19 protein-coding genes are annotated in these 20,967 nt (G+C 53.1%); 8 read left to right on the forward strand and 11 right to left on the reverse strand.

The genetic code is table 11. From position 1 onward, the window contains the following. Positions 1–3 precede the first annotated feature (3 nt). The 5 genes from FCS97_RS02175 to FCS97_RS02195 all read right to left on the reverse strand — a co-directional run bounded on the left by FCS97_RS02175 (position 4) and on the right by FCS97_RS02195 (position 4,597). Positions 4–1,347 carry a TRAP transporter large permease gene (locus FCS97_RS02175; protein WP_138516205.1) on the reverse strand — a complete coding sequence of 448 codons (1,344 nt, stop codon included), beginning with the start codon at positions 1,345–1,347 and terminating at the stop codon, positions 4–6. Position 1,348: 1 nt separating this feature from the next. Continuing rightward, entirely contained in the window at positions 1,349–1,900 is a 552-nt protein-coding gene (locus tag FCS97_RS02180; RefSeq protein WP_138516207.1) for a TRAP transporter small permease subunit, read from the reverse strand. 86 nt (positions 1,901–1,986) lie between these two features. After that, positions 1,987–3,006 (reverse strand): TRAP transporter substrate-binding protein DctP, encoded by a 1,020-nt coding sequence (gene dctP / locus FCS97_RS02185; RefSeq protein WP_138516209.1) that lies wholly within the window; start codon positions 3,004–3,006, stop codon positions 1,987–1,989. Positions 3,007–3,102: 96 nt separating this feature from the next. After that, on the reverse strand, positions 3,103–3,855 hold the full coding sequence (locus FCS97_RS02190) for a maleate cis-trans isomerase family protein (protein WP_138516211.1): 753 nt from the start codon (positions 3,853–3,855) through the stop codon (positions 3,103–3,105). 22 nt (positions 3,856–3,877) lie between these two features. Continuing rightward, positions 3,878–4,597, reverse strand: coding sequence for a haloacid dehalogenase type II (locus tag FCS97_RS02195; protein ID WP_138516213.1), 720 nt, complete (start codon positions 4,595–4,597; stop codon positions 3,878–3,880). 169 nt (positions 4,598–4,766) lie between these two features. Here FCS97_RS02195 and FCS97_RS02200 point away from each other — a divergent pair, with 169 nt between their 5' ends. Continuing rightward, positions 4,767–5,438, forward strand: coding sequence for a GntR family transcriptional regulator (locus FCS97_RS02200; protein WP_138517762.1), 672 nt, complete (start codon positions 4,767–4,769; stop codon positions 5,436–5,438). A gap of 9 nt (positions 5,439–5,447) precedes the next feature. Here FCS97_RS02200 and FCS97_RS02205 read toward each other — a convergent pair whose 3' ends face one another. Beyond that, on the reverse strand, positions 5,448–6,056 hold the full coding sequence (locus tag FCS97_RS02205; protein ID WP_138516215.1) for a flavin reductase family protein: 609 nt from the start codon (positions 6,054–6,056) through the stop codon (positions 5,448–5,450). 73 nt (positions 6,057–6,129) lie between these two features. Between FCS97_RS02205 and FCS97_RS02210 the strand changes: the two genes are divergently transcribed. Beyond that, on the forward strand, positions 6,130–7,467 hold the full coding sequence (locus tag FCS97_RS02210; RefSeq protein ID WP_138516217.1) for a dicarboxylate/amino acid:cation symporter: 1,338 nt from the start codon (positions 6,130–6,132) through the stop codon (positions 7,465–7,467). On the opposite strand, the gene FCS97_RS02215 is transcribed toward FCS97_RS02210, so the two are convergent. Genes FCS97_RS02215 through FCS97_RS02225 form a run of 3 tightly spaced genes read right to left on the reverse strand, consistent with a single transcriptional unit; the run spans position 7,468 to position 10,870 of the window. Beyond that, a complete protein-coding gene (locus FCS97_RS02215; RefSeq protein WP_342776944.1) occupies positions 7,468–8,016 on the reverse strand; it encodes a YaeQ family protein in 549 nt (182 codons plus the stop codon). A gap of 32 nt (positions 8,017–8,048) precedes the next feature. After that, complete coding sequence (locus tag FCS97_RS02220) at positions 8,049–9,386, reverse strand: DUF1329 domain-containing protein (protein ID WP_138516219.1); 1,338 nt, start codon at positions 9,384–9,386, stop codon at positions 8,049–8,051. Positions 9,387–9,412: 26 nt separating this feature from the next. After that, complete coding sequence (locus tag FCS97_RS02225) at positions 9,413–10,870, reverse strand: hypothetical protein (protein WP_138516221.1); 1,458 nt, start codon at positions 10,868–10,870, stop codon at positions 9,413–9,415. Between the two features lie 101 nt (positions 10,871–10,971). On the opposite strand from FCS97_RS02225, the gene FCS97_RS02230 reads away from it, so the two are divergent. After that, positions 10,972–11,637 carry a TetR/AcrR family transcriptional regulator gene (locus FCS97_RS02230; RefSeq protein WP_138516223.1) on the forward strand — a complete coding sequence of 222 codons (666 nt, stop codon included), beginning with the start codon at positions 10,972–10,974 and terminating at the stop codon, positions 11,635–11,637. On the opposite strand, the gene FCS97_RS02235 is transcribed toward FCS97_RS02230, so the two are convergent. Both FCS97_RS02235 and FCS97_RS02240 read right to left on the reverse strand, forming a co-directional pair. Further along, positions 11,632–12,993, reverse strand: coding sequence for an FAD-binding domain-containing protein (locus tag FCS97_RS02235; protein ID WP_138516225.1), 1,362 nt, complete (start codon positions 12,991–12,993; stop codon positions 11,632–11,634). The two genes, FCS97_RS02230 and FCS97_RS02235, sit on opposite strands and share 6 nt — an antisense overlap. A gap of 19 nt (positions 12,994–13,012) precedes the next feature. Then, a complete protein-coding gene (locus tag FCS97_RS02240; protein WP_138516227.1) occupies positions 13,013–13,870 on the reverse strand; it encodes an undecaprenyl-diphosphate phosphatase in 858 nt (285 codons plus the stop codon). 177 nt (positions 13,871–14,047) lie between these two features. Here FCS97_RS02240 and FCS97_RS02245 point away from each other — a divergent pair, with 177 nt between their 5' ends. From FCS97_RS02245 to FCS97_RS02265, 5 genes are all read left to right on the forward strand, one after another. Next, positions 14,048–15,166, forward strand: a complete 1,119-nt coding sequence (locus FCS97_RS02245) for a DegT/DnrJ/EryC1/StrS family aminotransferase (RefSeq protein ID WP_138516229.1) — start codon at positions 14,048–14,050, stop codon at positions 15,164–15,166. Next, positions 15,159–16,304, forward strand: coding sequence for an ATP-grasp domain-containing protein (locus tag FCS97_RS02250; RefSeq protein ID WP_138516231.1), 1,146 nt, complete (start codon positions 15,159–15,161; stop codon positions 16,302–16,304). Before FCS97_RS02245 ends, FCS97_RS02250 begins: the two co-directional genes overlap by 8 nt. Positions 16,305–16,328: 24 nt before the next feature. Next, a complete protein-coding gene (locus tag FCS97_RS02255) occupies positions 16,329–17,444 on the forward strand; it encodes a Gfo/Idh/MocA family protein (RefSeq protein WP_138516233.1) in 1,116 nt (371 codons plus the stop codon). Between the two features lie 18 nt (positions 17,445–17,462). Next, on the forward strand, positions 17,463–19,361 hold the full coding sequence (locus FCS97_RS02260; RefSeq protein WP_138516235.1) for a tetratricopeptide repeat protein: 1,899 nt from the start codon (positions 17,463–17,465) through the stop codon (positions 19,359–19,361). 204 nt (positions 19,362–19,565) lie between these two features. Then, positions 19,566–20,774 carry an ATP-binding protein gene (locus FCS97_RS02265; RefSeq protein WP_138516237.1) on the forward strand — a complete coding sequence of 403 codons (1,209 nt, stop codon included), beginning with the start codon at positions 19,566–19,568 and terminating at the stop codon, positions 20,772–20,774. Positions 20,775–20,967: the final 193 nt, after the last annotated feature.

Genomic DNA, 20,967 nt, shown 5'->3' on the forward strand with positions numbered 1-20,967 from the left:
TGCTTAGTAGTCGTACAACATTTCTGGCAAGAAAAGCACCACGTCCGGGAATGCTGACAAGAAGGCAATGTAGCCCGCAATGATCAGAATGAACGGAACAATGCCACGGAAAATTTCACCGAACTTGATGTCAGGCGCAATGCCGTTAATCACGAACAGGTTCAAGCCCACGGGCGGTGTAATCAGCCCCAGTTCCATGTTGATGGTCAAAATAATGCCGAACCAGATTGGATCGAAACCTGCAGCCAGAATGGGCGGCAAAATCACCGGCGTGATCATCAAGATAATCGCCACTGGCGGCAGGAAGAAACCCAGCACCAGCAACAGCATGTTCACCCAGAACAGCAAAGCCCACTTGGACATTTCCAAGGCAACCAGCCATTCCGCCATGCTTTGGCTAATGCGCAGGTAGCTCATCACATAGGTGAACAGGAAAGACATGGCGATGATCATCATGACCATGCAACTTTCTTTCGCAGTGCCAGTGAAAATGGCGCGAAGGTCGGTCCACTGGTAGCACTTGTACAGTGCAATCACCAAAATAAGCGCAGCCACTGCACCCACACCCGCCACTTCAGAAGGCGTACCAAAGCCGCCGTACATGGCGCCCATGATCAAGCCAATCAGGAACAGGAAAGGCAGCAGACGCGGCAGCGACTCCATCTTTTCCTTCCAGGTGAAGTGTTCTTTCTTGCTGACCTCGGCAATTTCTGCAGGGCTGGCAGTCTTCATCCATTCATGACGATCACGAATGTACTTGATCACCACCCACACAGAAAACAGCACCGCCAACAGGAAGCCCGGAACAATACCGGCCACAAACAGCTTGCCGATGGATTGCTCGGCCATCACGCCATAAATAATCAGCGTAATGCTGGGCGGAATCAAAATGCCCAAAGTACCACCCGCAGCAATCAGGCCAGAAGCCAAGGCACCGGTGTAACCACGTTTGCGCATTTCCGGAATACCCATGCCGCCAATGGCTGCACAGGTTGCAGGGCTTGAACCACACAAGGCTGCGAAAATGGTACAGCCCATGACGTTGGCCACACCCAGGCTACCGGGCATGCGGTACAACCAGCGGTAAGCCGATTCATACAAATCAACTGCCGCTCGGGTTTTGCCAATGGCAGCCCCCATGAGAATAAAGAGCGGAATGGTCAACAAGGTGAAGTTTTCAAGTTCACCGAAAATGGTTTCTGCAATCAAATGAATGTTGGTTGCAGGCATGAAAAAATACATGATGATGACTGCTGAGCTTCCCAGTGCAAACGCAATGGGCATGCCCGAGAACAGCAACACCAAGGTAAGGGCCGTGTAAATCAGGCCAATTTCGACGACGCCCATATCAGCCCCCTTGTCCGCTGGTTGTAGTAGCGTGCCCATGCTTTGGCAGTTCGGGCGCTTTGCCCATCAAGCCTTCAACAATTTGCACAATGAATTGCAGCGTCAGCAACAGCATGCCGAATGCCATGAAGAAATACGGAATCCACAACTTGGGCCCCCAGGTTGAGCTGGTGGTCCAGCCCTGGTCCCAGGCCTCGTGGCAATACACTGCCGACAGGTAGGCCACCAAACCACAAAACAGCATCGACAGAATATCGCCGAACAACAGGCGAATTCGGGATGCTTTCTTGGACATGATCTCGTCCAGGATTTCAATGCCCACGTGGCCGCGCTCGCGCTGCGTGTGCGCGGCGGCCAGAAAAGTGGCTGCAATCAACATGAAAATACTGAGCTCGATGACCCAGTCATTTGAAATATTCAGGATGTATCGTGTTACAACTTCGTACACCAGTACGAGCGAACAAATCAGAATCAAGAGTGCGGACAAATAGGCCATGGCTTGATTGAAGCCGCGTACCGTGCCGCTGAACAGTCGCCACAATGGGTTGTTCATAATAGTCTCCGAGTGGAACTTGAACACCAAGCCCGCCCTACGTTGGACAGGGCTTGGTGCGCCTTACAGAACTGCCTTGACTGGTATCACTTCACGGCAGTGGCCATGTCCAACCACTTCTGGCCGTCTTTCACTTCTTCAGCGAAATCTTTCCACGCAGACTTCTCTGCAACAGCACGCCACTTGGCAAATGTTGCATCGTCCATGGCATAGGCTTTCTTGCCTGCTTTCTTCCACACTTCGGCGGCCATCTGGTCGTCTTTCTTGGACTCTTCAATCGAGAACTTTTCCAGACTTGCACCCACTTCCATTACAGCCTTTTGCTGGGCTGGTGTCAGGCGGTCAAATGTTGACTTGGCCATCAAGAGGGGCTCAAACATGAACCAGAAAGAATTCTGGCTGGCGTCGGTCAAGTGGTCGCCCACTTCTTCCAAGCGGAAAGAAATGATGGACGTGCTGGATGTGACAGCGGCGTCCAACACGCCAGTTTGCATGGCGCTGTAAACTTCGTTGGATGGCACGTTGGTGATTGAGCCACCTGCACCTTTCAACATCAAATCCATGTGCTTGGAGGCACCGCGAATTTTCACGCCCTTCACATCATCGGGAGCCAATACTTTTTTCTTGGATGCGATACCGCCTGCCTGCCAAATCCAGGTAACTACTTTCACGCCTTTGCTTTCCAGCAGCTTTTCCAGCTCGTTACCAATGGGCTGGCCTTTCCAGCGGTGGCCTTGTTCGTAGCTGGTGATCATGCCGGGCATCAGCGTGATGTTCACTTGTGGAATCTTGCCGCCTTCGTAAGCCAATGGGTACAAAGTCATGTCGACTGAACCGTTTTGCAGGGCGCCAAACTGCGCGAAAGTTTTGACCAGCGAGCTGCCTGGATAAATTTCAAACTTCAGGCTGCCATTGGTTTTCTCGGCCACTTCGCGTGCAAATTTGCGCACCAGGCGATCACGGAAATCGCCCTTTTCTTCGGTGCCACCTGGGAACTGGTGCGACACCTTGATGGTCGTGGTTTGTGCCGACGCTGTGTTGGCGAAACCAAATGTGATTGCTGCTGCGGCCATACCGGCCACCAGGGGTTTGATCATGAACTTCATGAGTAAGTCTCCTCTCTTGCTTCTAATTGAACGCTGTTGAATCAGGTGAGTGATTCGCAAACGCTTTCCACATCCGAACGAAATTTCTGGGTTCGTTCAATAGTTCCCGGACAACAGCGAGCCGAAGCCCGGGGCATAGGTCTTAAGACCCAATTTCTTTAACATCATGTAAGTCGTTGCGACCGATGAAGACAATACGGGCATACCCGCGCGGTCTTCAATCGGCTGAATGGAACCCAGCGACGGCATTTGTACGCAGGCGGATGCCACAATTGCGTCCACATTGGCTGTGTTCAGTTTTTTGGTATGTTCAATTGGGGCAAGCGGATTCAACAGACCCACTTCCAGGTTGTTCGACACTTCCAGCGAAATGCTGTCGAGCACTTCAATGCCTTCGTTCTCGATGTAATCAATCACCAGGCAAGTCAGTGGTTTCATGTAGGGGGTGAGAATGGCCACCTTTTTTGCACCAATGGCTTTCAGGCCATCCACCAGGGCACCTGCACTGGTCACCACGGGCGCCGGGCCACCGGCTTCCACGGTGCGGCCATGCAAACGTTCTTCCGATTTTTTGTGATAGCCCAAACCCATGCTCATGATGGCCACCAGGCAGGCATAACCCAGCACATCCACGCGGGCATCGGCCAGTTCAAGCGCACAGCGATCGGAATCGGCGTCCATCTTGGCCAGTTCCTCTTTGGTCACATGCTGCATGCGCATGCGGCTGGAATGAAAGGTAAAACGCTCGGCTTCCACGGCTTCACGCGCGCGCAAAATTGCGGGGATTTCCGTTTCCATGGTGGTGTTTGAACTTGGCACAATTTGGCCAATCCGGTAAATCTTGCTCATTGAATACTCCGTGTACGTAAACCTAGTTCGCCAACTGGCGGGCCAGGTCCACAAAATCCTGGGCTACAAAATCGAACTCGCCCGCTTCCACTTTGGGAAGTGGCACATGTTCACCAAACTCAAAAGGGCGCATCACATAGGCAGTGCGCATGCCTTGCGCTTTGGCCGCGCGCAAATCGCTTGGGTGTGAAGCACACAACATGACCTGCTCAATGGGCAAGTTCAGCAAACCGGCTACGCCGTGATAGGTTTCGGGGTCGGGTTTGTAATGCTTGAACAGTTCAGCCGACACAATGCAGTCCCAAGGCAAACCGGCGTTTTTGGCCATGGCGGTGAGCAGGGAAAAGTTGCCGTTAGACAGGGTAGTAATGGTGAATTGTTTTTTCAGGGCATGCAGACCAGCAACCGTGTCAGGCCAAGGGGTGAGGCGGTGCCATACCTTGTTGAGGTTCTCGCGCTGCTGATCGGTCAGACCAGCCAAACCAAATTGCCCAACGATGGAGTCGAGAATCATGCGGTGCAGGCTGTCAATGTGCATCCAGGGCAATTCGCCTTTGCGCACCTTGTCCATGGCAGGCGCATAACCGGCACGCCAAGCGTCGGCGAAGGCCAAGGCATCTACTTGAATGTTCAGGTGTTTGGCAATCATCGCGACCTCGCGGGCAACACTGCCACGCCAGTCTACGACCGTGCCAAAAACATCAAATGCAAGTGCTTTAACAGCACTGGCTGCATGACTCATCCTTGTCTCCTCGTTGCTGCCCCCGAAACTGATTGTGTTTGGGGCTGTGCTCTCTTATGATTGTATGTAGAGCATCGCATTTTGCATGCGTTATTGAATTTCTTGTATACAAGACTAATTGCGCTCGTATACATTGTCAATAACGTTGATTCATTTTTTTTATCGCCGCATGAAGAAAAAACTGTCAGAAGACGTACGGGACCAAATCGAAGAGTTGATCGCTTTCGGGAAATTGCCGCCCGGCGAGCACTTGGATGAAACCGAGCTGGCAGAGCGATTTGGCGTGTCTAGAACCCCCATTCGTGAAGCGTTGAACCAATTGGCCACCGCTGGTTTGGTGGAGCTTCGCGCACGTCGTGGTGCCGTGGTGGCGCAGTTCAGTGCCCAACAATTGGTGGAAATGTTCGAGGTGATGGGCGAATTCGAAGGTATGTGCGGCCGCCTGGCCGCCCGTCGCCTGACCGATGAGGAACAAAAGGAATTGGTGGCCACGCATGAAGAATGCAAAGCCGCCATGGAAAAAGGCGGCGACCCGGATGAGTACTATCAACTCAACGACAAATTCCACGGTGTAATTTACCGCGGCAGCCACAACGAGTTTTTGATGGAACAGGCCTGGGGTTTGCGCAGAAGGTTGCGGCCTTATCGCCGTTTGCAATTGCGGGTTCGTGGTCGCATTCCCACTTCACTGGATGAACACGATGCAATCGTGAAAGCAATTTTGAGCGGTGACGGCGACACCGCCAACGAATTGCTGCGCAGCCATGTCATGGTGCAAGGCCAGCGCTTTGCCGATTTGGTGGCTTCACTGCCTTTGTTGAAAGTCAAGGCAGTGGCCTAGTCGCACAAGTTAAAGCTTCGGTCTTGCCAATTCAAAATTGCTGCGGGTGGTGCAATACCCATCGCCCGCCAGTTTGCCAACTGCGTCCAGCAATTCATTGGCGATCTTTCCCTCTCGCATCGCGGCCTCGTTCACCTCAACACCCAGCACATCCAGCAGCATCATTGAGCCCCCCATGGGTCCCTCGCCAATCAGTTTCACTTCGCGCAAATTGCACTCGAAACGCACCAGTGCTTCTTCTACACCCGGTGCTGCCACCGCTTTGCTCAATGATTTTTTCAAGCCAGCTTTCTCAAACTCATCCACCTCGGGTGGGTAGTCGCCACAACTGGTGTTCATTTCATCCACCAGTACATGGCTCACAATATTCACCACGCATTCGCGTGTGCTTTGCAAATTGCTCAGCGTGTCCTTTTCGGCGCGGTCGCGCGGATTCACCTGCACCACGCACAACACAGGTGGCTTGCAACTGGCCACAGTAAAAAATGAATAGGGTGCCAAATTCGCAATGCCGTTTTCACTCAGTGTACTAACCCACGCAATGGGGCGCGGCACCACAGCACCCGTCAACAGTTGGTAGTTTTCTCGGGGGCTGATTTCAGAGGCGTTGAAGTACATGGGGCGGGTCCAAAGTTCGAAGTTTTTTGACTGCTGTTATAGTTTAGCCTGAACAAGCAAGTGGAGTGGGCACATGAACCTGACAGTGAAAGTGATCGTGGGCATGGCGCTGGGCATTGTAGTTGGCCTGGCCATCAACTTTTCTGGCCTTAATTCAGAGGGCAGTTTCGTACAGGAATTCATTACAGCAGGGCTGTTTCACGTGGTGGGCAAAATGTTCATCAATGCCTTGAACATGATGGTGGTTCCACTTGTGCTGTTCTCTCTTATTTGCGGTGTGTGCGGCATTGGTGATGTGAAACTGCTTGGAAAAATTGGCAGCAAATCGTTTGGTTTTTATATTCTTACCACCGCCGTGGCCATTGCCAGTGCAATTTTGATCGCAGGCGGAATCGGCATTGGCGAAGGCATGAACGCCAGCAGCGAAGCCAACTTCTCAGGTCGAGAGGCCCCGCCCCTGAGCGATGTGCTCATTAACATCATTCCCACCAACCCCATCAATGCCATGGCACAAGGGGAAATGCTGTCGATTATTTTCTTTGCAATTTTATTTGGCATCAGCTTGCTTCTGGTGGGCCGAAAAGCCACCAAGCTGATTGAGCTGATCGAAATTCTGAACGAAGCGATGATGAAAATGGTGACCATCATCATGGCGCTGGCCCCTTACGCGGTGTTCTGTTTACTGGCCAAAGCCATGGCCGAACTGGGCGTTGAATTGTTCGCCCAGTTGATCGGTTATGTTGTTGTGCTGGCCGGTGTGCTGCTGTTCCATTTGTTTGTAACCCTGCTGTTCTTCCTCAAGGTTTTTTCAGGCCTTAGCCCAACAATTTTCTTGAAGAAAATTCGCAATGTGCAAGTGTTTGCGTTCAGCACGTCCAGCTCCAATGCCACCATTCCGGTCACGTTGCGAACAGTCACCGAGCGCATGGGCGTGAACAATTCAGTGGCTTCGTTCACGGTGCCCTTCGGTGCCACCATCAATATGGACGGCACCGCCATTATGCAAGGCGTGGCCACGGTGTTCATTGCCAATATGTATGGGGTAGAACTGGGTATTGCCGGCTACCTGACCGTGATCATGATGTCGGTGTTGGCATCGATTGGTACGGCCGGCGTGCCAGGTGTGGGACTGATCATGCTGTCCATGGTGTTCGCCCAGGTCGGCTTGCCATTGGAAGGCATTGGCTTGATTCTGGGTGTAGACCGTTTGCTGGACATGCTGCGCACCGCAGTGAATGTCAGCGGTGACGCCGTGGTGTCGCTGGTGGTTGCAAAAAGCGAAGGCAAGCTGGATGAAGAGGTGTTCAACAATGAAAACCTGGAGGACAGCGACACAGGCGACATTCATGTCAGCAGCGAAATAGGCCGCGATTTTGCACAGGCCATTTCAACGGCTTACAAAGGCAAATAATCAAGGCTTTAAGGTGACCGGCTGCACCGCAGCCTCGCCCAAATACACCATGCCTTCCTGAATGGTGCAGGCCAGGCTCATATTGCGCTGGGCCAGGCCTGCCAATGTTACGCCGTCTTCGACACTCAGTTGCAGCACCTGTACTTTGTCCAATTTGTTCAACCAGTCCTGGTTTTGCCTCCACCACACCTCGGCTGATCGTGTGTAGCAGTAAATTACCACGCGGTCTGAACGGCCGCAGGCTTTGCGAATTCGGCTTTCGTCGGGCTGGCCCACATCAATCCACACCTTGATTTGCCCCGTGGGGTCGACTTCCCACACCGCAGCCTCTTCTTCTGCGGAAAGGCCTTTGCCGAATTGAACGTCTTGCCCGGCGTGCATGGCAAAAGCCAATAGCCGAACCATCATGCGCTCTTCAGTTTCAGAGGGGTGCAAGGCAAGCGTGAGGGGGTATTGGGCAAAGTGGTTGCGGTCCAGGTCGGACACATCCAGTTGAACTTTGTAGACAGTGGCTCGAAGGGCCATGGGGCGACTCGCGGTTTGAAACATTCAAACCGCGATTATCGCTGATTACTGCGTCATTAACGACCCATGCGGCGCAAGGCTGCTGTGGAGAAGTCCGCAGGCGAGTACTTCTTGCCAAACTCGGCAAACTTTTCTTCGTTGGTCAAACCACCCACCAGGTAACGGCGTGACTGCAGGTCATACAACACTTCGCCGGTGCCCGCAAACGCAGGAACATGGTAGGCCTGTACGCCGTAAACTTCACGGACGCGCCACAATGTGTTGCGGCTGTCATATTGGTCGGCATGCAACACTGCCCAAGAGTCTTCATCAATATAGAACACACGCTTGGCGTAAATGTGGCGTTTGCCGGGTTTCAGTGTGGCCTCCACCACCCAAACACGATGAAGCTCATAGCGAATGTACTCAGGGTTCACATGATTCTTCTGAATAATTTGCTTGTACTTCAGGTTGCGATCAGCGATTTGATAGTTGTTGTAAGGCACGTACATTTCTTTCTTGCCCACCAGCTTCCACTCGTAACGGTCGGGAGAGCCATTGAAACCGTTCAAGTCGTCGTTGGTGCGCAGGCCGTCTGCGCCAATACCCGGTGAGTCGTAGGCCAATTCAGGCGCACGAATCACGCGGCGCTGCCCGGGGTTGTACTGCCAGGCCAATCGGGGTTCTGCAACCTGGTTAATCGGCTCGTGCACCAAAGCCACTTCACCTGCAGAATTCGCTGGCGCTGTGATCTGGTTCATGAAGTACAAGATGCGATTGTCTTCCGGATTGTCCATGTACGAAGCCAGCGCCACGGTTTCAATACGCTTGCCCACCGTGAACGAACCATCGGACTGAACGGGGAAGTCTGCCGAGTAACGTGTCACCGAGCCGCCCAAATCGCGGAAGTTGTGATTCCAGATCACTTCAACACCACTCTTGGGCACGGGGAATGGGATGTTGGATTTCTTGATGCCTTCCACACCGTTGCCGCCGTCCACCAGTTTTACCTTGGGCGCTTCAGCCTTGGCCGCATCGTAAACACTTTGACGGTAAGCCGCAGTGCGGTGTGTTTTGTACACATTCATTTTGTAAGTGGGGTAACGCTTCATCATTTCCATCTGACCAGGGGTCAAGTTGGCCGCGTACTGCGCCATATTGGCCGAGGAAATAGTGAACAAGGGCTTCTCGCCAGCGAAGGGATCGACGTAACCGGTTTCAGGATCAAAACCCTTGGGCACGGTGTTCAAACCCCCAGTCCAGTCAGGAATGGTGCCCGCGGCGTTGCCTTTTTTCTCGGCGCCCACGGGGGTCAGGCTTTTGCCCAATTCAGACAGGTCATTGGCCAGTGCTGCGCCACTCCCCAAAACGATTGCTGCGGCCAGCAACCCGTGTTTCAACTTTTGCACTGCCATTTCATAGTCTCCTCAAAAACGAGTGGTTATTGATTGGTGTTTTGATCTTGTTCACACAGGGCGAACACCTCGCCACTGCGCATGCTTTGTGTAAAAACGTTTGGGTCGCAATAAATGCCGACAGGCGCGAAATCTTTCATCACATCTGCCAGTGCATCGCCCTTCTCTACGTTTTGAATGGCCTCTGCAAACTCCGGGTTGTGAAGCATGTGCCGGTACAACAGCAGTTGATCAGGATATGGCCCCCATGGCAACCACAAGAATCCGTTCTCGGCAGTGGCATTGGCAGGCCGGTCAGCAGGGTCAGAAATGACCACCGTGAAAAATCCTTGATCATCCAGCGGCACTTGAAAGTCAGCTGCGCAATCGGTGAAACGTTGGGTTGCAAACTCATTGCCGCACAACGACCAATAACGCAATTGCTCTTGCCCAAACTCAACACCGGGCTGGCCACGGTAAGTGGGGGCTTTGGCACGCACCATGGCGATGCTGCCGTAGCGGCGCGCAAAACCGGTGCTGGTGTAGGCATTGTGTACATTGCTTAGAAAGCCGCCAGAGCCTGAATCAACCCGGCCACCCAGCATGCTGGTATCTTGCCCAGTGATGTTGCCCAAAATTCGAAATGCCGTGTCGCCGAGACTGAAAAACTTCAAGGTGTTGGGTGGGTTGGTGGCAGTTGGAAAAGGCAAGGCCAACTGGTTGGGGTAATCAAGGCTCAGCAGCAGTTCATTCAACCCAAGGGGCGGTAGTGTCCCACCTGCATTGGGCAGCAGCGGCTCGGCACAGTTCGGCAGCGTGCCCAATTCACGGCCTCCATCAGCAGTTTCAAGCGTCAATGTGGGCAGGCCAACCCCACCATCAAAAAACTCGCCTGTATTCGACACATACACCCGGTATATGAACACCGCCAAGGCATTCGGAATATTCAAAGGCCCCAAGCCAATTTCGCCGGTGTAAAACGTATTGGGTTTGCGTGGCACATCGGGGTTTTGAACCGGGGAAGGACCATATTCCAGATAAGCCGTGTAAGCACCGCCAGGCTTTGCGCCCTTACGGGCAAACGGATTGCCCTCGCGGCCGTTGTCAGTGGGTGCCAATTCGAAGTCGGCTACTGCATCGGTTGGGCGAAGAGCAGCATCGTAAGCGTTGTAGGAAAAATAACGTGCATCGGGGTAACGGCCATCAATTCGCAAACGGGTTTGTGGTGACACCGGCGCGGCAGCCACCCAGTACTTGGCTTCGCTGTCGGGAAACGCAATATTGGCTTTGTCGGGGTCGCTGGCCGCAATCCAGCCACAACCCAAACCCAAGGGTGTTTCGCCACCCATGGCTTGAGCCAGCGACTCACTGCTCAGCACATTGCCACTGGCGGCGGGTGTGGCGGCGGGGCTGGCTGTGGTGCGCGCGTCTTCAGACGAGCAGGCACCCAGCAGGGCGAACGCCGAGCCAGCAATTGCGGCCGTGAATACTTTTGAAAGTTTCACGCATGTCTCCCGAATTTGTCGTTATAGTGTATTTAATCACTCTAGATTAATACCAAGGTATTAATTCAGGCAAGCGGGAAATTACTCACAAAAACAAGTACATGAACAACACAGCCCCCTCAGCCCACATCATTGATACTCGCGAACAGCTGTTACGGATTGCATTGAATGAATTTGCGCAGCACGGCATTGAAGGCGTGACACTGAGCAAAATTCGGCAGTTGTCAGGTCAGGGCAATCGCTCGGCGGTTCACTATCACTTCAAAACCAAAGACCGCCTGGTGGAAGAAGTGGTGGATTTTGTGACAGGCCAACTCGATGTGCACTGCAAGCAGGCGCATGCCGAATTCGCGCGCAGCCTGTCCGAACACAGGGAATGGTCCAATCTTTGCGAACTGATTTTTGATCCTTTTGTGCAACTGTTTTCAAGCGGTGAAACTGGTGCAGTGTGCATTCAGTTTTTATCACGCCTGACCTGGCAAACCGGTGAGCAGGGACAGCGGTTTTTGACCCGCTACTTCAACCCCTACATGGACGTGTTTGCGCCCGCTTTACAACAGTTTTTCCCGCAATATTCCGAAGCACAACTGCGCTTTAAAGTGCACTTGGCAGTGAACACGGCCATTCACGGCCTGGCTGACTTTTCAATGGTGATGCATGACGAAAGGCTGCTGCCTTTGGTGAACCAAAGCGGTGGCTTGAAAGAAATGCGCAGGCTGTTTCACGACTACATCAGTGCCGGGCTTCGCGGCAATGTGCATTCATAACAAGCGGTTCTGGCGCATGGCATGCAAGCGTGCTTTGCCTTGCTTCAGAGATTCCGTGTTGTCGACTATGGGTGCAGGATAATCGGCTGTGCCAAATTCTGGCAACCAACGTTTTACAAACTCCCCCTTGGGGTCTTGCTCGGCCTGCTGTTTTAGGGGGTCGTACACCAGCATTTGTGAAAAGTGACTGGTGCCCGATGCAATGCGCACTTGCCCGTAGTGAATGGCAGGCTCGAAATCCAGAAACTGCTGGGCCAAATACAAGGCCACGGGCTGCCAAGGCAGACCCAACTGCACACAAGCAAACGACACCAGCGTGGCCCGCGCCCGCATATTCAGCCAGCCGGTTTGCTGTAAGTAGCGCTGGCAGGCATCCACATAAGCAAAGCCGGTGCGGCCTTGCTGCCACGCCGCAAGAAACTCATGCTTGGTTTCTGAAGGTTCATTGCTGTAAAACGCATCAGTTTCCAGCACCACGTGGTTCTCGAATTGCTGCAAATAACCCTGCCGCCAAATCAGCCTGTCCACATAAAACCGGGCGGCGTCTTCCACTTTTGCAATCAGCCCCGCATCGCCCTGCCCGTGCACAGTATTCACCAGCGCGTTCAGTTTCTGTAGCACTTCGCGATCACTGACCACGCCATACGCCAAATAAGGCGACAGGCGTGAACAACCATTCCATGCTTTCAAGGGGCTGGAAATTGAGAAGGGGTAACTTTTCAGTTTTGCCGGAGTGAAAAATTGTGTTGCCACCGCGCGGGCCTGCACGCGACCACCTTTCATGCGCAAGGGTTTATCAACGCCAGCGGCATGCGGTACGGTGGCTCGGTTCAATTCAACCGGGGGCTTGGGTGCGAAAAATACGTTCAAATTTCGCCCGGTCGGGTTTTTGATTTCTTCTTGCGCCGCTCGGTCCAGGTAGGTTTGAAAGTTCAGTTTCTCTCCGCCTGCACGCTGTACATTGTTCTGTGGCAACTCTGTAAACACAACGCCCATGCTTTTGCACCAAGCAGCCACGGCTTGGTCGCGTTGGTATTGTGTAAGTTGTGTGGTTTCCTGGTGGGCCCACAGGTGGGTGAATTTGAATTGCGCATGCAGTGCGGCCAACACCTCCACCGCCTCGCCCAGTTCCTCGTGCAGGTAACCGCCCACATCGACAAGCTGTTGCTGCAAATCATCCAGGCATTCATGCACAAACAACTGGTGCTGGCGTGCCGTGTGCGCATCTGCAATTTGGCTGGGTTCATGAATGTACAGGGGCAACACCAGGCCATGGTGTTTGGCGTTGCGCATGGCCTCGAACAGCGGCAGGTGGTCGCTTAAACGCAAATCCCGTTTGAACCACAACACCTGCATGCCACTTCCTTGAACAACTTTAAAGGGGTTGCAACACCCCGGCGGCCAACAGTGCCAACACCACAATGCCCAGCACCACACGGTACACCACGAACAGGCCGTAGCCACGCGTGCTGACAATTTTCAGGAACCACACAATGACCGCATAGCCCACAAAAAAGGCAATGAAAGTGGCCAGCGCGGTATTGGCTGGGCTGACCGGGCCAGCCACACCCCAGCTTTTGTACAACTGGTAAAAGCCGGAAGCAAACACTGCGGGCACAGCGAGCAGGAAGGAATAGCGGGCGGCGGCCTCGCGGGTGTAGCCCATCAGCAAACCTGCGGTAATGGTGCCGCCTGAACGGCTGACACCGGGAATCAGAGCCAAGGCCTGCGCAAAACCAAACACAATGCCGTCGCGCCAGGTCATTTCCCTCAGCTCGGTTTGGCGTTTGCCCACCTTGTCGGCAAAACCCAGAATGAGACCAAACACAATCAACATGATGGCAGTGAGGTACAGGTTGCGCAGGTAGGTTTCAATCATGTCTTGAAACAACAGGCCCAAACCAGCGATGGGCAAGGTACCCACAATCACCAGCCAGCCCAGGCGGGCATCGGGGTTCATGGGCACACCACTGGCGGCATTGCGTTTGAACGACCCGCACCACGCCATGAATATTCGGGCAATGTCGTGGCGGAAATAAACCAGCACCGCGAGTTCAGTGCCCAGCTGGGTAATGGCGGTGAAGGCCGCGCCGGGATCCAGCCCCGAAGGCAACATGGGGCCGATAATTCGCAAGTGCGCACTGGATGAAATAGGCAAAAATTCGGTCAAGCCCTGTATCAGCCCCAAAATTACGGCCTCAAGCCAACCCACACCGTTGCCGGCAACAAACATGGTGAATTCCCGGTAAATAGATCAATAAAGGCCGTTTTCAGGCCAAATTCAATGCGAACTATAGCAAGCCTGAATGGGGGAAAACATTTTTCTGAAGGGGAAAGAGGCCTGATATTTAACAAATGATTGTGCGACACGGCCGGGATAATGAGGAAAATCAAATAGAAAGGCTTGGGTATGGACCATCGGAAAATTTATGTGACGCAGCCAGCGCTGCCGCCGCTTGCGGAGTTCATACCCTATCTGGAACAGATTTGGGACAGCAAAACCCTGACCAACAATGGCCCTTACCACCAGCAACTTGAAAAAGCGCTGTGTGAGCACTTGGGTGTTCCATTCATTTCCCTGTTTTGCAACGGCACCATTGCCCTGATGACCGCGCTGAAAGCCTTGCGCATTCAAGGCGAGGTGATCACGACTCCCTATTCATTTGTGTGCACCAGTCACTCCTTGTTGTGGAACGATTTGCAACCTGTGTTTGTGGATGTAGACCCGGTGACATTGAACCTGGACCCACGCCGCATTGAAGAAGCCATTACCCCGCAAACCAGCGCAATATTGCCGGTGCACTGCTACGGCTTGCCTGCCAACACCGATGAAATTCAGCGCATTGCCGATGTATACGGCCTGAAGGTGATTTACGACGCAGCCCACGCATTTGGGGTGAAACAAAACGGCGAGAGTATTTTGAATGCGGGTGATTTGTCGGTGCTTAGCCTGCACGCCACCAAAGTGTTCAACACCTTTGAAGGTGGTGCAATTATTTGCAAAGACGCCAAAACCAAGCAGCGCATTGATTACCTGAAAAACTTCGGCTTCGCCGATGAGGTCACCGTGATGGCCCCCGGCATCAACGGCAAGATGAGCGAGCTGAATGCCGCCATGGGCATGCTTCAATTGAAGTACGTAGACCAGGCCATTGAAAAGCGCCACCGCATTCAAGCCCTGTACCGTGAGCTGTTGGCCAATGTACCCGGCATTGAACACATGGCTGTGCCCGAGAATGTGGAATGGAACGGTGCTTACTTTCCGATCTTCGTGAACGCCCACTACCCCATTACACGCGATGCACTGTACGCCCGCCTGCAAGAACACGGCGTGAACGGGCGTCGATATTTTTTCCCATTGATCAGCAGCATGCCCATGTACCGAGGCCTGCCCTCCGCCGCACCACGCAATTTGCCCAACGCCCACAAAGCCGCAGAACAGGTGCTGTGCCTGCCCATTTATCCCGACCTGCCACTGGAAGACGTGGCCCGCATTTGCGTAATTATCGACGAGGCCAGCCGTGGCTAAGGTGCTGTTGGTTGACACCAATTTTTCCTCAGGGCCTATCCTGAACACCCTGCGCAATGCCGGGCATTCGGTGATGTTTGCGGGTGGCAAGCCCAACGATTTTTTGGCCAAAGCCACACCGGGTTACCAGCCACTGGATTACTCCGACCCCGCAGCGCTGGCCGATTTGTGCACCCGCATGGGTATTGAATATTTGGTGCCCGGCTGCAACGACCGCTCGTATTATTCCTGCGCAGAAGTGTCGGAAACCTTGCACTTTCCCGGCATTGATCGCCTGGAGGCAACCGAGACCATCAACCACAAACAGAAATTCCGAAGCTATGCGCAGCGCGAGGGATTGTCGGTACCGCGTGTATTTGGCAACGATGAAACACCTGCTTGCGCCGTGATCGTGAAACCAGTAGACGCCTACAGTGGCCGAGGCATCACCGTGGTGCAGGCTGGCGAAACCACACAGCTACACAAGGCCATCAATACTGCCAAAGCGGAATCGAAAAGTGGCGATTGTTTGGTTGAAGAATACGTGGAAGGCCAGCTGTACAGCCACTCTGCCTTTGTGGTGAACGGCCGTGTAGTGCAAGACTTTGTGGTGATTGAGCATGGCTCTGCCAACCGCTTTGTAGTCGACACCAGCCACATTGCAATCGACTTCCCTCCCGAAATACACACCCGCATTCGCCGTGAAATTGAGCACCTCGCCCAAAGCCTGCGTTTGTGTGATGGCCTGGTACACACCCAGTTTTTGCTCAAGGGCGATGAATTCTGGTTGGTTGAAATTACCCGCCGCTGCCCCGGCGATTTGTACAGCCAGTTGATTGAACTTTCAACTGGCTATCCTTATGTGGCCAGCTACACCAAAGGATTTTTGGGCCAACGTGCAGCACCTGGCCCCTTGAAGCAACATTTTATTTTGCGCCACACACTCACCCTGCCACACGAAGGTTTGTTACAACACCTGCACTTTAACCACCCGGTGCACATGGAACGTTGGGTGCCCATTGCCGCCACTGGCGACCACATTGCGCCCAGCCCGGTGGGCCGCATCGCCCTGCTGTTTGCACGCTGCACCAGTGCAGCCGAACTTCAAACGCTGGCCAGCCATGCCACACAGCGCAGGCTTTACACCTTCAATGGTTAAAGCCACACGCACAGGAGATTGAACATGAACAAACCCATCAAGGTAGCCATGATTGGCGGCGGCGTGAATTCAGCCGTGGGCCGTGTGCATGAAATTGCCATGAAAATGGACAATGAATTCGACCTGGTGGCTGGCTGCTTTAGCCGCAATCCGGAATTCAATGCCGAGTCGGGCCGCCAATACAATGTGCCCGCGGGCAAGCTTTACCCCAGCGCAGAAGCCTTGATCGATGCTGTGGCCAATGAGGTGGACGCGGTAGTGATTGCCACACCCATCAAGTCGCATGCGCAGTACATTCATTTGGCACTGGACCACAACTTGCGGGTTATTTCCGACAAACCCTTGCTGGCCAATGTGCAGGAATGCAAAGAACTGCTCACCCGTGTGAAACCCGACAACACCCAGGTGTTTTCAATATTCAATTACACCGGCTACCCGGCCGTGCGCGAAATGAAACGCCGCGTAGAAAGCGGTGCCATTGGCAGCGTGTTCAAGGTGATGGTGGAAATGCCGCAAGATTCGTACATGCGGCTGAGCAACCAGAACAAAACCCATGCCATTCAGGCCTGGCGGCTTGAAGACGGCGACATCAGCTGTGTGTCGCTCGACCTGTTCGTACACCTGCACAGCCTGGTGAATTTTGTGTGCGGCAACACCCCTCAAGCTGTTACAGCTTGGCAACGTGCCATTACCAACGTAGCGCCCGGGCTAATTGATGAAGTGGATGCTGTTATTCAGTACAGCAACAATCTGATGGTGAACGCCTGGTACGGCAAGGCTGTGTTGGGTTACCGCAATGGCTTGCGCATTCGTGTGTTTGGCACCAAAGGCAGTTTGCAATGGCACCAGGAAAGCCCGGAACTGATTGAGGCTGCCGACGAAGTTGGCAACCGCATGCTGCTGGATCGAATTTCAACAGGCAGCGAAGTAACCGCACAGCCCCGCTACAACCGCTTTAAAGCTGGACACCCGTCCGGCTTTATCGAGGCTTTTGCCAACTACTACGCCGACATTGCACAAGCCATGCGCGATGAACAACTGAATGCCTACACCTTGTCGACCGGCGTTGCTGCTGAAGGCTTGGCCCTGAGCCAGGCCATTGCGCAAGCCTCGGCCACAGGCCGCACCGTTCAACTTTAAGTTAGAGACTTATTCAACATGACCACAGCAAGCCTGGAAGAACAACTACAACCGCTGTTTGAAGAAATTGATGCCAAGCTGCAAGCCATTGAAAACGGTGTGTACTTGCAGCGTCAAGATGCTGAAAAAACAATCAATCAACTGGCTGTGTTGGTGAACGAATGCCAGAACAAACCCTATGCCAGTTTGATGCAGTTGAGCATTGTGGGCACCACAGAACTGTGTACCCGCTTTGCTGCGCTGTACGTGAATGTGCTCACCGATCTGAAACACACCTTGAGCCTGAACAGCCTGCTGGTACTGACCAAGCAAAAGCGCTTCATGAGCCATGTGTTCGAAGTATCGGGCTACGGCAACAACCGCGCCGTACTCAAACTGTTGTTGAACAAAGCCCACGAACGCAAAGCCAAGCAACTGACGGACAACCCGGCACTGGTGCGCGCACTGCTGCTGGCCAGCGTGGGTGACCTGGACCCTGCCGACCTGGTAGAACTGACACTGGAAAGCACGGAAACTTCGGCCTTGCTGGCCATTGGTTTGCTCCTCGATCGCCTGCCCTTGACACTGACGGGCGACGCTGGCCGCACCTTCCTGCTGGAAGAATACAACCCCTACAGTGCGCTTCGCCCGCTGGATCAATACCGTGCCTTGATTTCCAATATCTGGATGCTTTGCAGCTACAGCACCAGCCCGCGCAAACATGAAATCAAAAAGCATCTGAACCAGTGGTTCAAGCGGGTGCTCAAAGCCAAAGGCATTCAGGCCAAGCCTGCGGGCAGCGTGCGGCATGCGGGCAACATCGACAACAAACCCGTAATGGCTGTGATCGCAGAAACATTCAAATCAGTGCATGCCATGTACCGTTGGTATGCGCCCATGATCAAGCGCCTGAAACGCGACTACTACATGGTGATGGTGTCGATGAAAGCCGATGTGGATGAACAGTCCATGGGCCTGTTTGATGAATTCATTGAGGTGCCCGACGAAGAAATGAACCTGCAACCCGTGCTGAACCAGTGCACCCCGGACATTGCCTGGTTCATGAGCGTGGGCATGCGCTCTTGGGGAATTTCACTGGCCAACTTGCGCTGGGCACCACTGCAAACCATGAGCTTTGGGCACCCGGCCAGCAGCTTTAGCACTGAAATGGATTTGGCATTTGTCACCAGCCGCGTGTTCGGCGGCCCAGGTGTGGTGAATGAAAACATGCTGATTCTGGAAAGTGAAATTGGCAATGTGGCCGAGGCCCACAAAGACCTGAAACTGCCACCACCCCCGGTACTGGATGACTCCGTGGTGTCGATTGCAGTGCCTTGCAACACCATGAAAATCAATTTGGGATTCATTACCGCATTGAAGGAAATTGAACGCCTGTCGGCCAAGCCGGTGCGCTTCACTTTCTTCCCCAACGAGTATGGCGTGGGGCATTTGTCGACCGAAAAACGTCTGTGCAGTTTCTTCCCCACTGCGGTGGTGGCCCGCCGCACCGGCTACGAAGCGTATTTGAACCTGTTGAACCAACACCACCTGGCACTCAGCCCGTTTCCGTTTGGCAACGCAACCAGCACCATCGATTGCATGGTGTTGGGCCTGCCTGTCATCAGCTTGATTGGTGCTGAGCCGCATTCACGCAGTGACTACGACATTCTGGCCTCACTCGGCCTGGCTGAATACTGCGTCGCCGACTCGGTAGAAAACTATGTGCACGGCGTGGTGCGCTACATCAATGAACCAGGTTTGCTGGAAGAGCTGCGCGCCATGGTGGCCTCCAAACAATTCATGGACTTGCACCAGCAAAACGAGAATGAGTTTTCCGATGAAATGTGCAAGGCATTGAACTGGGCCTATGCGAACCAAGAAGAAGTGCGTGGGCCAAAGGGATTGGTGCTTGAAGGAAAAGGCAAGTGGTTACCGTGAAGGTCAGGTTCTTACTGTTAAACTGGAATCACAAGCAAACTGGGTTTTAAAATTTTAATTCATTTAAAACAATAAGTTATAAAATTCAAAACACATTTCATTTTTGATTTACAATATTGAGTAAATTTACTCAATATTGTAAAAATGTACAGTCGCCATCAAATTTCCACGCTTCGGCAAAGGCTTCAGGAAACACCCAAGTTCATGATTGCCGTCACTGGCCCACGGCAGGTGGGAAAAACCACCATGGTCAATCAGGTTCTTGACGAACAGCCAGCCGCGCACAGGTTTTTTGTATCAACAGAACAACGGGAAACCTTTTCCACCAACCTCACCACGTTCGACTTCGATTCAAATGAGGAGTCAGATTACACCCCCCCCCCAAGGTCAGAAGAATGGCTTGTTCACACATGGAACAAAGCGAGAGCCCAAGCTCTGCGGATCACCAACGGCACCCATTACATTTTGGCGATTGATGAAATACAGAAAATTCCGAACTGGTCAGAAGTAGTAAAAGGCCTGTGGGATAAAGATCGAATTGAACGACTGCCCATGCATGTGGTGTTACTTGGATCGTCGCCCTGGCTGATGCAAAAAGGCCTGACAGAAAGCCTTGCAGGTCGCTTTGAGCGCATTCATTTAAGCCACTGGTCTTTTCGTGAAATGCAAGAAGCATTCGACTTCACGCTGGATCAGTATATTTATTTTGGTGGATACCCGGGCTCAGCCAGCCTAATAGGTGACGAACAACGCTGGCGAGCTTATGTACAGCATTCATTGATTGACCCCATCATCAACAAAGACATTCTTGAACATAACCGCATTCACAAACCGGCACTGCTCAAACAACTTTTTGAACTGGGTTGCGGTGCCTATTCAGGTCAAATTCTGGCACTCAGTAAAATTGTTGATGGGGGGCTTCTGCAAGAAGCCGGTAACACAACAACATTGAGCGATTATATTAGCCTGCTATCCGCTGCAGAACTGCTCAGCGGGCTTCAAAAATACGCCAATAAAGAACATCGCAAGCGAGCCTCTGCTCCCAAATTCAATGCGCACAATACCGCGCTGATGTCTGCACTAGCGGGGTATACCTTTGCTGAAGCTAAGGCCGATCGAAGCCACTGGGGACGACTTGTGGAAACTTGTGTGGGGGCGCATCTGATGAATACTGCACAAGGCGAATGCGACATTCACTACTGGCGCGAGGGTGGCGACGAAGTGGACTTTGTGTTGAGCAAAAATTCCAAACTCTTGGGTATTGAAGTAAAAAGCGGAAAAACAGGAATCGCGCATAAAGGACTGCAAGCATTTAGTCAAACCCACACAGGATCAAAAACACTGCTGGTTGGGGATGCTGGAATTCCTGTTTACGATTTCTTAAGTGCGCCCGCAAGTCACTGGCTGGGGTAAGAAACCACATGCTCATTCCTCGCAAAGTCACCGAGTATCAGTTAACCGACTACTCTCCGCATTTACAAGGCAAGGCCATACCGCTTGCCGAACTTCGAGAGGTGAAGTCGTGGGTTCTTCTGGGCGAGCCGGGCTCTGGCAAAAGCACGGTATTCGAAGAAGAGTGCAAAAGAACAGGCGGTAAAGTAATACG

This window comes from Limnobacter alexandrii, assembly GCF_005871185.1.
GTDB classification, from domain to species: Bacteria; Pseudomonadota; Gammaproteobacteria; order Burkholderiales; family Burkholderiaceae_B; genus Limnobacter; species Limnobacter alexandrii.